General features: G+C 71.2%; 11 protein-coding genes and 1 pseudogene. 6 read left to right on the top strand and 6 right to left on the bottom strand.

Features of this window, described 5'->3' with window-relative positions; all coding sequences use genetic code 11:
* Window positions 1-15: 15 nt before the first annotated feature.
* Entirely contained in the window at window positions 16-1050 is a 1035-nt protein-coding gene (locus QOM21_RS23475; protein WP_407555774.1) for a LacI family DNA-binding transcriptional regulator, read from the bottom strand.
* 306 nt (window positions 1051-1356) lie between these two features.
* On the opposite strand from QOM21_RS23475, the gene QOM21_RS23470 reads away from it, so the two are divergent.
* The 4 genes from QOM21_RS23470 to QOM21_RS23455 all read left to right on the top strand — a co-directional run bounded on the left by QOM21_RS23470 (window position 1357) and on the right by QOM21_RS23455 (window position 6166).
* A complete protein-coding gene (locus QOM21_RS23470) occupies window positions 1357-2664 on the top strand; it encodes an ABC transporter substrate-binding protein (protein ID WP_407552939.1) in 1308 nt (435 codons plus the stop codon).
* Window positions 2661-3635: a carbohydrate ABC transporter permease gene (locus QOM21_RS23465; RefSeq protein ID WP_407552937.1), complete on the top strand. Its 975-nt coding sequence runs from the start codon at window positions 2661-2663 to the stop codon at window positions 3633-3635. Before QOM21_RS23470 ends, QOM21_RS23465 begins: the two co-directional genes overlap by 4 nt.
* Window positions 3636-3788: 153 nt before the next feature.
* A complete protein-coding gene (locus QOM21_RS23460) occupies window positions 3789-4601 on the top strand; it encodes a carbohydrate ABC transporter permease (RefSeq protein WP_407555773.1) in 813 nt (270 codons plus the stop codon).
* Window positions 4602-4741: 140 nt separating this feature from the next.
* Entirely contained in the window at window positions 4742-6166 is a 1425-nt protein-coding gene (locus QOM21_RS23455; protein WP_407552935.1) for a GH1 family beta-glucosidase, read from the top strand.
* Between the two features lie 99 nt (window positions 6167-6265).
* Here the strand turns inward: QOM21_RS23455 and QOM21_RS23450 are convergent.
* The 3 genes and pseudogenes from QOM21_RS23450 to QOM21_RS23440 all read right to left on the bottom strand — a co-directional run.
* Window positions 6266-7156 (bottom strand): annotated as a pseudogene (locus QOM21_RS23450) (chitinase); the annotation flags it as partial.
* A gap of 399 nt (window positions 7157-7555) precedes the next feature.
* Entirely contained in the window at window positions 7556-8956 is a 1401-nt protein-coding gene (locus QOM21_RS23445) for an ATP-binding protein (RefSeq protein WP_407552933.1), read from the bottom strand.
* Window positions 8953-9645, bottom strand: coding sequence for a response regulator transcription factor (locus tag QOM21_RS23440; protein ID WP_407552931.1), 693 nt, complete (start codon window positions 9643-9645; stop codon window positions 8953-8955). Before QOM21_RS23440 ends, QOM21_RS23445 begins: the two co-directional genes overlap by 4 nt.
* Window positions 9646-9755: 110 nt before the next feature.
* Between QOM21_RS23440 and QOM21_RS23435 the strand changes: the two genes are divergently transcribed.
* Window positions 9756-10337 carry a hypothetical protein gene (locus QOM21_RS23435; protein ID WP_407552929.1) on the top strand — a complete coding sequence of 194 codons (582 nt, stop codon included), beginning with the start codon at window positions 9756-9758 and terminating at the stop codon, window positions 10335-10337.
* Window positions 10338-10413: 76 nt separating this feature from the next.
* Here the strand turns inward: QOM21_RS23435 and QOM21_RS23430 are convergent, their stop codons facing one another.
* Window positions 10414-11274 (bottom strand): spermidine synthase, encoded by an 861-nt coding sequence (locus QOM21_RS23430; protein ID WP_407552927.1) that lies wholly within the window; start codon window positions 11272-11274, stop codon window positions 10414-10416.
* Window positions 11275-11447: 173 nt separating this feature from the next.
* Window positions 11448-11723: a chaplin gene (locus tag QOM21_RS23425; protein WP_407555772.1), complete on the bottom strand. Its 276-nt coding sequence runs from the start codon at window positions 11721-11723 to the stop codon at window positions 11448-11450.
* A 247-nt stretch (window positions 11724-11970) separates the two neighbouring features.
* Between QOM21_RS23425 and QOM21_RS23420 the strand changes: the two genes are divergently transcribed.
* Window positions 11971-13062, top strand: a complete 1092-nt coding sequence (locus QOM21_RS23420; RefSeq protein ID WP_407552925.1) for a hypothetical protein — start codon at window positions 11971-11973, stop codon at window positions 13060-13062.
* The last annotated feature ends 47 nt before the right edge of the window (window positions 13063-13109 follow it).

Here is a 13109-nt window from a genome sequence, read left to right as displayed (position 1 = left end):
CCGGCCGCCCGCCGCTCAGCCCGAGGATCTGAGCACCAGCTCGGTGGGAAGCACCAACCGGGCTCCTGGCGAGTGCCGTTCGGCGATCTCCCCCAGCAGGGCCCGCACCATCGCACGGCCCATCTCCTCGATCGGCTGGCGGACGCTGGTCAGCGGCGGTTCCATGTGGCGGGCGACCGGGGAGTCGTCGAAGCCGACCAGTGCGACATCGTCCGGGACCCGCCGGCCGCGCTCGCGCAGCACCGCGCGGGCGCCGGCGGCCATCACATCGGAGGCGGCGAACACCGCGTCCAGAGCGGGGTTGCGGTCCAGCAGATCGGCCATGGCGCGCCGGCCGCCCTCCTCGGTGAAGTCGGCGTGGGCGATCAGAGGTGGGGCCGGGTGGTGGGTGGCCGCGGCGGCCAGGGCCTGGCGGTAGCCGTCCAGGCGGCAGCGGGCGACGTACATGTCCAGCGGCCCGGTGATGGTGGCGATGGCGCGGCGGCCGGTGGCGAGGAGGTGCTCGGTCGCGGCCCGGGCGCCGCCGGCGTTGTCGGAGTCGACGTACGGCATGGGCTCGCGGGCGGTGCGGCGGCCGCTGAGCACCGCAGGCAGGGCGAGCCGCTCCAGCAGGGCGGGGAGCGGGTCGTCGGCGTGCACCGAGAGCAACAGGACACCGTCGACGCGGTGTGCGGTGAGGAACTGGCCCAGCCTGCGGCGCTCCTGGGGCGTGCCTATCAGGGTGAGCAGCAACTGGTAGTCGGTCGCGGCGAGTTCGGCGCTGACGCCGCGGATGATGCCGGAGAAGTAGGGCTCGGCGAACAACCGGGTCTCGGGCTCGGGGATGACCAGGGCGAGGGCGTCGGTGCGGTTGGCGGCCAGCGCGCGGGCGGCGCGGTTGGGGACGTAGCCCAGCTCGGCGACCGCGCGCTCGACGGCCTCGCGGGTGGCGGGGCGGACGCGGGGCGAGCCGTTGATGACGCGGGAGGCGGTGCCGCGGCCGACGCCCGCGCGGGCCGCCACGTCCTCCAGGGTGGGGCGGCCCGTGCGCCGCCTGCCGTACGCCGCCACTGCCATGCTGACCGCCTCCGGGTTCCGGGACCGCGCCGAGCCGCAGCGGCCCCGCGCCACCCGGCGCGCGCTGCGTTCTGTCATTGAACACCGAAGCACTGACAGCGTGTGGGTCCGGCGTACCGCTCGGTAAGCGGACATCGGCCAACTCCGGCCGGAGTCAAACGAGTTGACGCGCACTCCCTTGACAGCGCGCAGCGATGCGGTGACTCTTCAACCCATCACGGCTGGGAGCGCTCCCAAGGTATCGGATCCCTTCATCTCTCGTACGCACACCGTACGCGTCAGGGCACCAGGAGGACGCACATGCGCAGCGGTTCCACCCCACCACGCAAGCTGGTGATCCTCGCCACCGTCGTCGCTCTCGGCGCCGCGCTGCTCGCCGGCTGCGCCGACGACTCGGCGGGCGGCGACGACGGGGGCGAGACCACCGTCACCGTCGGCACCTTCGGCGTCTTCGGTTATCAACAGGCCGGTCTTTACAAGGAATACGAGAAGCTGCACCCCGGCGTGAAGATCAAAGAGAATGTGATCGAGCGCAACGACGCCTACTATCCGCAGCTGCTCACCCACCTCGCCGCGGGCAGCGGTCTGTCCGATGTGCAGGCCATCGAGGTCGGCAACATCAACGAGGTGGTCACCACCCAGGCGGACAAGTTCGAGGACCTCTCCCGCGCCAAGGGTGTCGACAAGAGCCGCTGGCTGGACTGGAAATGGGATCAGGCCACCACCGAGGACGGCAGGACGGTGGGGCTCGGCACCGACATCGGCCCCACCGCGATGTGTTACCGCAAGGACCTCTTCCGCAAGGCGGGGCTCCCCACGGAGCGCGAGCAGGTCGGCAAGCTGTGGGCCGGCGACTGGCAGAAGTACGTCGACACCGGCGCCGCGTACATGAAGAAGGCCCCCGAGGGAACGGTCTTCACGGACTCCGCGGCCGGACTGTTCTCCGCCGTCTACAACGGCTACTCCGAGCGGTTCTACGACTCCCGCGGCAAGCTGATCTACCGTGACAGCCCCGCCGTGAAGACCGCCTGGTCGCTGGCGATCCGTGCGGCGGAGGAGAAGATGACCGCCCGGCTCAAGCAGTTCGAGAAGCCGTGGGACCAGGCGTTCGCCAACGGCAGGTTCGCGACGGTGGCCTGCGCCCCCTGGATGCTCGGCTACATCAAGGAGAAGGCCGGCGCGGCGGCCGAGGACAAGTGGGATGTCGCGCCCGCACCCCGGCCGGGCAACTGGGGCGGCTCGTTCATCGGTGTGCCCAAGGCGGCGAAGCACAAGTCAGAGGCCGTCGAGCTGGCGGTCTGGCTGAGCGCCCCGGAGCAGCAGGCCAAGGTGTTCGCCGCCCAGGCCAGCATCCCCAGCACCCCGGCCGCCTACGACCTGCCCGAAGTGAAGAACGCCAGGAACCCCTACTTCGGTGACGCCCCGACCGGCAGGATCTTCTCCGCCGCGGCCAAGGACATCCCGACGCTGGTGATCGGCCCCAAGGACCAGCAGATCGGCAATGCCTTCACGGATGTCGGCATTCTGCAGGTCGAGCAGCAGGGCAAGTCTCCCGCGGCCGGCTGGCGGGCGGCGCTCAAGGAGGTCGAAAGCGCGGTGGACGGGTGACCGGCACCGCCGTACGAGCGTCCGCGGAACCGGAGGCGGGCCACGAGGAGGCCCGCCGCCGTGCCCGTCGAAGCCGCCGCTACCGCTGGGACCTGCGCTTCAGCCCCTACGCCTTCATCGCGCCGTTCTTCCTCTTCTTCGCCGCCTTCGGGCTCTTTCCGCTCCTCTATACGGGGTGGGCCTCGCTGCACCGGGTGGAACTGTCGGCGCCCGACGACATGGAGTGGGCCGGGCTGCACAACTACACCCGGCTGCTGGAGGACGAGTTCTTCTGGAACGCGCTGCGCAACACCTTCACCGTCGGGGTGCTGTCGACCGTGCCCCAGCTGCTGATGGCCCTCGGGCTCGCGCATCTGCTCAACCACCGGATGCGCGGCTCGTCCTTCTTCCGCGTCGCGCTGCTGACGCCGTATGCCACCTCGGTGGCCGCCGCGACGCTGGTGTTCGTGCTGCTCTTCGGGCGGGACTACGGGATGATCAACTGGGCGCTCGGGGCCGTCGGCTTCGGGCCCGTCGACTGGCAGAGCGGCACCCTGGCCTCGCAGCTCGCCGTCTCCTCGATCGTGATCTGGCGCTGGACGGGCTACAACGCGCTGATCTACCTGGCCGCGATGCAGGCGATCCCCCGGGATCTGTACGAGTCCGCGGCACTGGACGGCGCCGGCAGCGGCCGGCAGTTCCTCCATGTGACCGTGCCCTCGCTCCGGCCGACGATCCTCTTCACGGTCGTCGTCTCCACGATCGGCGCGATGCAGCTCTTCGGCGAGCCGCTGCTCTTCGGCGGCGCCGCCGGACACAAGGGCGGCGCCTCGCACCAATTCCAGACCCTGGGCCTCTACCTCTACGACCAGGGCTGGTTCAACTTCCATCTCGGCCGGGCCTCCGCCGTCGCCTGGGCGATGTTTCTGATCCTGCTGCTGATCGCCGCGGTGCATCTGCTGATCGCCCGGCGGCTGCGCAGGGATCGGTGAGGAGACGCTGTGCTGCTCAAGGCCGAGGCAAGCGAGCACCGGGACGGGCCGCGGGCACCGGTCCCGCCGACGGACGGGGGACGGCGGGGCCCGTGGCGCACCGGCGGTCGCCGGACGGGCGGACGGCGCGGGGGCGACGAAGGGGGCCGGGCGCTGCGCGGCGGGCCGCTCACCCTCGCCGTGCTGACGCTGTTCAGCATCGGGTCGCTCTTCCCGCTGGTGTGGACGGCGATCGCCGCCTCCCGCGACAGCGGGCGGCTCGCCAGGACACCGCCGCCGTTCTGGTTCGGCTCCGACCTGCTGAAGAATCTGGGAACCGCCTGGACCGACGCCAACATGGGCCTGGCACTGGCCAATACGACGGCGGTGGCCGGCACCATCGCGCTGGGCACCGTGCTCTTCTCCACGCTCGCCGGCTTCGCCTTCGCCAAACTGCGGTTCCGGCTGAAGAACCTGCTGTTGGTGCTGGTCATCGGCACGATGATGATTCCGCCGCAACTCGGAGTCGTACCGCTGTTCATGACCATCGCCGAGCTGGAGTGGACCAACCACCTGCAGGCGGTGATCCTGCCGACGCTGGTGAGCGCCTTCGGGGTGTTCTTCATGCGGCAGTACCTGATCCAGGCGCTGCCGACGGAGCTGGTCGAGGCCGCGCGGGTGGACGGCGCGAGCAGCCTGCGGGTGGTGTGGCACATCGTCCTGCCGGCCGCCCGTCCCGCGATGGCCGTCCTGGGGATGCTGACCTTCGTCCAGGCATGGAACGACTTCTTCTGGCCGATCATCGCGCTCACCCAGGAGAACCCCACGGTGCAGGTCGCGCTGACCGGTCTGGGCCGCGGCTATGTCCCCGATCAGGCCGTGATCATGGCGGGCTCGCTGCTCGGCACCTTGCCGCTGCTGCTCGCGTTCGTGCTGTTCGGGCGGCAGATCGTCGGCGGAATCATGCAGGGCGCGGTCAAGGGGTGAGGGGTCCGCTCCTCTCAACTCCTCCCTCGCCTCCTTCCCCCGCTTTCCTCTCTTCCCGTGCTTCCCTCTCTCCCCCTCGCCTGTCGCCACCCCCTCGGGCATCCGTGCGTCCCGTCCAAGACACCGAACAGGAGCACCTCATGACTCATCGCTTTCCCCCTGGATTCCTGTGGGGCTCGGCCACCGCCGCGTACCAGGTCGAGGGAGCCGCGCGGGAAGGCGGCCGCACCCCTTCGATCTGGGACACCTTCGCCCACACGCCCGGCAAGGTCCTCGCCGGCGACACCGGTGACATCGCCGTCGACCACTTCCACCGCAGCTCCGAGGACGTGGCCCTGATGGCCGAACTCGGGCTGGGCGCCTACCGCTTCTCCGTCTCCTGGTCGCGAGTGCAGCCCACCGGCCGCGGCCCGGCCCTCCAGCGCGGCCTGGACTTCTACCGGCGGCTGGTCGACGACCTCCTCGACCACGGGATCAGCCCGATGCTCACCCTCTACCACTGGGATCTGCCCCAGGAGCTGGAGGCCGACATCCACGGCGGTTCCGCCGCCGGGGGCGGCTGGCCGCACCGGGACACGGCCTACCGCTTCGCCGACTACGCGGCGATCGTGGCCGAGGCGCTGGGCGACCGCGTGGAGTTGTGGACGACCCTCAACGAGCCGTGGTGCAGCGCCTTCCTCGGCTACGCGTCGGGCGTGCACGCCCCGGGGCACACGGACCCGGTCGCCGCGCTGCGCGCCGCGCACCACCTCAACCTCGCGCACGGCCTCGCCGCCCGGACACTGCGCGAGGTGCTGCCGGCCCGCGCCGACATCATGGTCAGCCTCAACCCCGCGGTGGTGCGGGCGCGTTCGTCCGCGCCGGCCGACCTCGACGCCCAGCGGCAGATCGACGCGCTGGCGACGCGTATCTTCACCGGTCCGATGCTGCACGGTGCGTACCCGGACGACCTGCTCGCGGACACCGCACCCCTCACCGACTGGTCCTTCGTGCACGACGGCGATCTGGCCATCGCCCACCACCCCCTCGACGCGCTGGGCATCAACTACTACACACCGTCATTGGTATCAGGCAGCACCGACAACGCCCCTCCGCGCCATGACGGCCACGGCGCCGGCAGCCGCTCACCGTGGGCCGGCGCCGAGCACATCGCCTTCCACCAACCGCCCGGCGAGCACACCGAGATGGGCTGGTCCATCGATCCGTCGGGCCTGTACGACCTGCTGCTGCGCTTTCACCGCGAGGCCCCGGGCCTGCCCCTCTACATCACCGAGAACGGCGCCGCCTTCGACGACAAGCCCGACGCCGAGGGAGCCGTGCACGACCCGGAGCGCATCGCCTACCTGCGCGGCCACCTCCACGCCGCCCACCGGGCGCTCGCTGCGGGCGTCGATCTGCGCGGGTACTTCCTGTGGTCGCTGCTGGACAATTTCGAGTGGTCCTACGGCTACAGCAAGCGATTCGGCGCGGTGCACGTGGACTTCGCGACGCAGACGCGCACGCCGAAGTCCAGCGCCCGGTGGTACGCCGGGGTGGCCCGCGCCAACGAACTGCCGGACAGCTGACGACCGCTGCGCCCCGGGCAGGACGACGGGGCGCAGCTGGTGGGGGAATGCCGCTGCGCCCCGTCCGGGAGCTGCCGGGGAGCGCCCGGCAGCACGGGATCAGCCGGTGTACGCGCCGAACGCCTTGGTGAAGTCCAGCGGGCCCTGCTCGATCGAGCTGCAGGTCGGCTGCGCGGAGTTCGACGCGCCGCCCTCGCATGCCTTGTCGCGGGTCGAGGACCACATCGACAGCCGGCCCAGGTGCTTGTCCTGGGCGAACTTCACCAGCTCGGTGGCGTCATCGACCTTGAAGACCTCGTTCTGGACGTCGTTGACGCCGATCATGGGGGTCACGGCGACGGTCTTCCAGGCGTCCGCGTCGCTCAGCCCGAGGGCCTCCTTGATCTGCGCCTGGGTGGCGGTGGCGGCCTGGGTGGCGTAGGTACCCATGTCCCCGTCGTAGGAGGGGCCGTAGTCCATCGCCATGATGTTGACGGCGGAGATCTCGACGCCGTTCTTCTTGGCGTCCGCGACCAGCTTCACGCCGTCCGGGGTCAGTCCCTCGGGCATGACCGGCAGGGTGAAGGAGACGTCCAGGTCCGGGTGCTTCTTCTGCAGCTGGGCGATGGCCTGGGCGCGGCGGGTGTTGGCCGCGGTGTCGGGAAGCGCGCCGCCCTCGATGTCGAAGTCGACCTTCTTGAGCTCGAACCGGTCGATGACCTTGCCGTAGGCGGCGGCCAGTTCGTCGGCGGATCCGCAGGCCAGCCCCAGCTCCGAGCCGTTGGCGCCGCCGAAGGAGACGCGGGCGTCGCCGCCCGCGGCCCGCAGGTCGGGTATCTGCTTGGCGACGGGGTCGCCGTCCAGCGCGCCGGAGCCGCCCCACTTGGGGTCGCAGCCGCCGCCGGAGGTGATGAACGCGAGGGTGAAGTTCTTCACCCCGGTCTTCTCGGCCGTGCCGAGGAGGTCGTAGGCGGGGGCGAGCGAGGTGTCGACGAACGGCGCGAAGGCGGCGGACGCCTTCGCGGTCGTCGCGTCGCCGCTGCGCGGTGCCTTGGTGGCCATGGCCGATCCGGTGACGGCGATCGCGCCGCCCGCCGCGACGGCGGCGGCCACGGCGGCGCCGATCAGCTTGGTGGTGCGGCTCATGCGCCGGCGGTGTGCCGAGGAACTCATCTCGTGCCTGCCTGTCGTCACGTGGGGGGTATCGGGTGCTCCCGCACGCTAGCGACTGCGAAACGGACAATTACCCGTTTCCGTACGGCCGTTGACGGACTTATGGACCTCTTAAGGCAGCGGAAGGGAGCGCTTAAGCGCGGGCGTCCCGCCGCCCCTCCGGCGGCTCGTCGACGGCGCGCGTCCGCCCTCCGGGGACCGGCGCCCGCCCCAGGGCGCGCGCCGTCGCGGCAGCCCTCAGACCCGGCTCGCCGCCCGCTTGCCGCGACTGCCGAGCGTGCGCCGCAGGCGGTGCCCGCGCCGCTCCCCGTGGCGTGCGCGCCGGTCGTCGAGCGCCAGCCAGACCCGTACCTCGGTGCCGCCCAGGACCGAGCGGCCGATGCGCACATCGCCGCCGGTCGACTCGGCCAGCCGCCGCACGATGTCCAGCCCGAGGCCGGTGGAGCCGTCCCCGCCGCCGCCGTGACCGCGCCGCATCGCCGCGTCCGGGTCGGGGATGCCGGGCCCGGCGTCCGAGACCAGCACGATCACCGCTTCCTCCGCGTTGTGGACATCCACGGCGAAGGCGGTGCCCTCCGGGGTGTGCCGGAAGACGTTGCCGAGCATCGCGTCCAGCGCCGCGGCGAGATCGGGCCGGGCGACGGGGACGCGTACCGGACGGTCGGCGCCTGCGACGCGCACGGTGCGTCCCTCGTCCTCGGCGAGCGCGGACCAGAAGCCCATCCGCTCGCGGATCACCTCGGCCGCGTCGCAGCCGGCGGCGGCCGCGGCCTGCTGGGTCTGCGCCTTCTGTTCGCGTGCGGTGCGGATGATCTGGTCGACCTCGCGCTCCAGCTGCTCGACGGCGGCCCTGGTCTGCTCGGCGGCCGGCCCGTCACCGAGCGAGGCGGCGTTCAGCCGCAGCACGGTCAGCGGCGTCCGCAGCCGGTGCGAGAGGTCGGCGGCCAGCTCACGCTCGTTGGCCAGCAGCTGGACGACCTGGTCGGCCATGGAGTTGAAGGCGACGGCCGCGGACCGCAGCTCCTTGGGCCCGTCCTCAGGGACGCGGACGCCGAGTTCGCCCTTGCCCAGGTCGTGCGCGGCGCCGGCCAGCCGTTCCGCGGGCCGCACCATCCGGGTACCGAGGCGGTCGGCGACGGCGACCGAGCCGACGATGAGCGCGAGCCCGACGCCGGCGAGGACCACCCAGGAGGTGGCGACGCCGTTGGTGAGCGCGTCATCGGGCACATAGACCTCGACGACGGCGATACCGGACGCCACAGCCGTCGGCTGGAGCAGCGAGGAACCGCCGGGTACCGGTGAGATGGAGGCCCGGCCGAGCCTGGCCGCGGACTCGACGTCCTCGGGCGCGGCCCGCCGGGAGCCGATCTCGGCGGGCTTGCCGCCCTTGGCGCCGGGCGGCACATGCACCCCGATCCGGCCACCGGCGCCGGTCTCGGCGCTGGCGACGGCCCGCTCCAGCTGGGCGCGGTCGGAGGTGATGGCGAGCACCGGCCCGATGGTGGCGGCCTGCCGCTCGGCGTTGGAGAACGCGCGGTCGCGGGCCATCTCCTTGACGACGAGCCCGAGCGGAACGGCGAAGGCGACCACGACCATGGCGGTGACGGCCAGGGCCACCTTGACCAGTGCCCATCTCACAGCGGGGGCTCCAGCTTCACACCGACGCCGCGCAGGGTGTGCAGATAGCGCGGGATCGCGGCGGTTTCACCCAGCTTCCTGCGCAGCCACGAGAGGTGGACGTCGATGGTCTGGTCGTCGCCGTAGGACTGCTGCCAGACCTCGGCGAGCAGTTCCCTGCGGGCCACGACGACGCCGGGTCGGCCGGCGAGGAACGCCAGCAGGTCGAATTCCCTGCGGGTCAGGTCGAGTGCGGCTCCGTCCAGTTCCGCCTGCCGCCGCAGCGGGTCGATGGCGAGCCCGCCTACCCGGATCACTCGTGAGGGCGGTTCTGCGCCGGCCGTGGTGGCGCGGGAGCGACGCAGTACGGCCGACATCCGGGCCGAGAGGTGCTCGACGGAGAAGGGCTTGGTGAGGTAGTCGTCCGCGCCGTCGTTCAGCAGCCGGACGATTTCCGTCTCGTCGTCCCGCGCTGTGGCGATGATCACCGGTACGTCGGTGATCCCGCGCAGCATTTTCAGCGCCTCGGACCCGTCCAGGTCGGGCAGTCCCAGGTCGAGGATGACGACGTCGAAGCCGACGTGCGCCACCTCGCGCAGCGCCTCCAGAGCGGTGCCGACGCTCCGTACGGTGTGGGATGCCTCGGTCAGATGCCGGATGAGGGCCGAGCGTACGAACTGATCGTCCTCGACGACGAGCACACGAGCCATGGGCGGCACCGTACGCCATACGGGCGGGTGTCTTTACCCGGGGTTGACGCCCACACGGTGGTTGACCGCGGTCGCGGAGGGGCTGCGACCCGGCAGGCGGGTGGTGCAGTATGAGCCAAATGCAACGAGGACTGGTTCACGCCGCGGCCTGGACGCTGGCGACGGGCGCCGCGGTCACGCTGTCGTGGTTCGGCGTGCACACCGTGCTGTCCGGCACGGCGTACGACGCGCCGCGCGCGCTGCCCCTTTCCGACCGGGCGCCCTCCGCGGGGAGCGGGCCGGACAGCGGTATTTCGCCGCGTTCCTCCTCCACCCACCGGCCGAAGCCGTCCGCTCCGTCCGACGAGGACGCCTCCCCGTCGGACGCCAAGGCGTCCCAGCCGTCGGTGCCCTCCCATTCCGCGGGCGCCGGGTCGCGCGGCCCCTCCCCCACCGCGCCGGGAAGTTCGTCGCCGGCCGGGGGCGGCCAGATCAAGAGCTACTCCACGCAGGGCGGCCGGGTCGTCTTCGACATGGGCACCGATTCCGCCCAGCTGGTGTCGGCGACCCCGAACTCCGGCTGGGAGATGCAGGTGTGGAAGCAGGAGAAGTGGATCCGTGTGGACTTCACCGGCGGCGGCGCCCACACGTCCGTGATCTGCACCTGGAACGATCATCCGCCGACCGTGGTGACCAGCAACAACGCGACATAGCAGGCGGTTTGGCCGGCGGCCGCCGGTCGCGTGGTGAAGGGGCTCCCCTCGCCACGGGGGCCCTCGCGCCGTCGTCTCAGTCGAAGACCTCGGGGGGCGGGGGCGGCGAGGCCACCGCCGTGGCGTCCGTCACCGCGGCCGCGCCGCCGGTGAAGTCCAGCAGCGCCCGTCCGTGTTCGACCCGGCCGGCCTGCGGGTCCGTCGCCGCCCGCCGGGTCAGGTCGGCGACCGGCAGCTGCCCTTCGGCCGCCAGCAGGATGGCGTTGCCGAAGCGCTTGCCCCGCAGGACCGCGGGATCGGCGGTCAGGCACAGCTCCGGAAATATCGTATGGGCGGTGGCGATCTGGCCCCGCAGGAACCGCAGCGGCGGCCCGTCCGCGAGGTTCGCCGCGTACCAGCCGCCCGGCCGCAGCGCCCGCCTGACCTCTCCCACGAACTCCGCACTGGTCAGATGCGCGGGCGTGCGGGCACCGCTGAAGACATCGGCGATGATCAGGTCCGCCCAGCCGTCCGGGATCTTCGCCAGTCCCGCACGGGCGTCCCCGCCGCGCACCCGGATCCGCCAGCCGCTCTCCAACGGCAGTACCCGGCGCACGAGTTGGACCAGCGGCGCGTCGATCTCGACGACCTGCTGGGTGGAGCGCGGACGGGTCGCCGCGACATAGCGCGCCATGGTCAGCGCACCGCCGCCCAGGTGCACGACCTGGAGCGGTTTGCCGGACGGCGCGGCCAGATCCACGATGTGCCCGAGCCGGCGCTGGTAGGCGAAGTCGAGGTACGCCGGGTCGTCGAGGTCGACATGGGACTGCGGGGCGCCGTCGATCAGCAGCGTGAAGCCGCGCGGCCGGTCACGGTCGGGGCGCAACTGCGCGAGCCCGCCGTCCACCGTCTCCTCGACGGGCTCCGGGCCGCCTCGCCCGCGCCTGTTTTTCGCCATGCCCCCAGTATGGCGCCCGGTCCGGAAACCGTATCCGCTGGTCAGCACCGGGTGCGGGCACCCTGCTCGCGCGCACGGCGATGCGGTGGGCCACCACGGCCGAAGTCGTCGACGGCCCACCGCTGTACAGCCTCACCGCACCGGCCCGGCAACCTCCCGAGCCGGCCGCCGGATCACTTGTTGACGCAAGAGTTTCCGAAGGCCGGGTTCAGCAGCGCAAGCACGTTGACCGTGTTGCCGCACACGTTCACCGGGATGTGCACGGGAATCTGGATGACGTTCCCGCTCAGGACACCCGGGGAGTGCGAGGCGCGGGCCTTGGCCGTCGCGCCCTTGCCGCCCTTGTGGTGGTGGTGACCACCGTTGGTGGCCGATGCGACACCGGCGCCACCGATCACCATCGCGCACGTGACGGCAGCCGCCGAGGCGGTCTTGGCGAAGCGCTTCATCATCAATCTCCTTTCAGTTCACGAATGGGGCACCGCGCTCAACGAGCGAATTACGGCATGGATGCGGGGCGTTCGGCCGTCCGGTAAAACGTTCTTCCGGCCACCGGCCCGCACACCGCCACCCTCCGCAGTCCGCTATTCCGACGATGGAATCCCGCACGGGCTCACGGCGTGCCTCCCGCAATTTCCAACAGGCTTAATGTCAGAGTGCTCTCCTGTTTGACTGATAGAAGTCGGAGAGGAAGACATGCGGAAGTCGATGGGCCTCACCGGGCGTGGTGTCGTATGTGCGCTCGTGTCCGTGACACTCTCGGCCACCCTGTCTTCGGCGGCGGCGGCGCCGGCCCCCGAGGAATCCTCGAGCATTCCCTTCGCGGAGCGATACCGCGCCGTCCAGCACGGCGGGATCGCGCGAGCGGCCAACTCCTCGATCACCTGCGGGGCGGCGGCGACCGGCACGGCCGCGCCCTGCTCGGGAGCACAGCAGGGCGGCCCCGGCGTCAACGGCCATTACAGAATGGCGTACATCGACGTCGACTCCGACCCGAACACCTACAACTCCAGCAGCGCCGACCTGCGGTTGCCGGCCGACTCGCGGGTGAGTTACGCCCGGCTGTACTGGGGCGGCAATCTCCGGGTCGGTGAGCAGAAGCCGCCGAAGGACAACGAGCGGGTGCTCATCGCCGAGCCCGGCGGCCGGTACAAGCAGGTGCTCGCCGACACCGTGACCGGACACCGCACCACGTCGAAAACCGATGGCTTCCAGGCGTCGGCGGACGTCACCAAGCTGGTGCGCGACAGCGGATCCGGCGCGTACACGGTGGCGCAGATCAATGTCGCGATGGGCCACTCCCCGGCAGGGGCGTGGGGGGGCTGGACGCTGGTCGTCGCGTACGAGAACGCCCGGGAGCCGTTGCGCACTCTGGCGCTCTGGGACGGCTTCCAGCCGCTGGGCACGAAGCATCCCGCGCTCTCGGTGGGACTGGACAAACTGCGGATCCCGGCGAATGCGACCGGCAGCGCGGGGGTGGTCGCCTATAACGGCGACCGGGGCGAGGGAAATGACGCGCTGAGCGTCGCGGCCGACCAGGGGCCACCGGTTTCCCTCACGGATTCCGCCAACCCGGCTAATGATGTGATGAATTCGACGATCGCGGATTACGGTCAGGATACGGTCCGGCTGCCCGCGTACCGGAATACCCTCGGATTCGACTCCGATGTTTTCGACATCAAGTCGGCCCTCCGGTCCGGCGGCGACCGCCTCACTTTCCGCTTCGACACCCGCGATGCGGGATACCTGGTCGGCGCGCTCTTCGTCCAGGCCGAGAGCAGGCGCTGAACGACGTGTCCCGGAAATTCCCGCAGAGAGTTCTGTCAGCTCGGTAA

Source organism: Streptomyces sp. Pv4-95, assembly GCF_045782725.1.
Lineage (GTDB): Bacteria > Actinomycetota > Actinomycetes > Streptomycetales > Streptomycetaceae > Streptomyces.
This window is presented reverse-complemented; position numbering and strand designations above follow the sequence as displayed.

Excerpts from the sequence above, each read along its gene's own strand:
- QOM21_RS23470 (WP_407552939.1), top strand. The coding sequence starts at position 1,357 with ATGCGCAGCGGTTCCACCCCACCACGCAAGCTGGTGATCCTCGCCACC.
- QOM21_RS23455 (WP_407552935.1), top strand. The coding sequence starts at position 4,742 with ATGACTCATCGCTTTCCCCCTGGATTCCTGTGGGGCTCGGCCACCGCC.
- QOM21_RS23440 (WP_407552931.1), bottom strand. The coding sequence starts at position 9,645 with ATGGCTCGTGTGCTCGTCGTCGAGGACGATCAGTTCGTACGCTCGGCC.
- QOM21_RS23435 (WP_407552929.1), top strand. The coding sequence starts at position 9,756 with ATGAGCCAAATGCAACGAGGACTGGTTCACGCCGCGGCCTGGACGCTG.
- QOM21_RS23430 (WP_407552927.1), bottom strand. The coding sequence starts at position 11,274 with ATGGCGAAAAACAGGCGCGGGCGAGGCGGCCCGGAGCCCGTCGAGGAG.
- QOM21_RS23425 (WP_407555772.1), bottom strand. The coding sequence starts at position 11,723 with ATGAAGCGCTTCGCCAAGACCGCCTCGGCGGCTGCCGTCACGTGCGCG.
- QOM21_RS23420 (WP_407552925.1), top strand. The coding sequence starts at position 11,971 with ATGCGGAAGTCGATGGGCCTCACCGGGCGTGGTGTCGTATGTGCGCTC.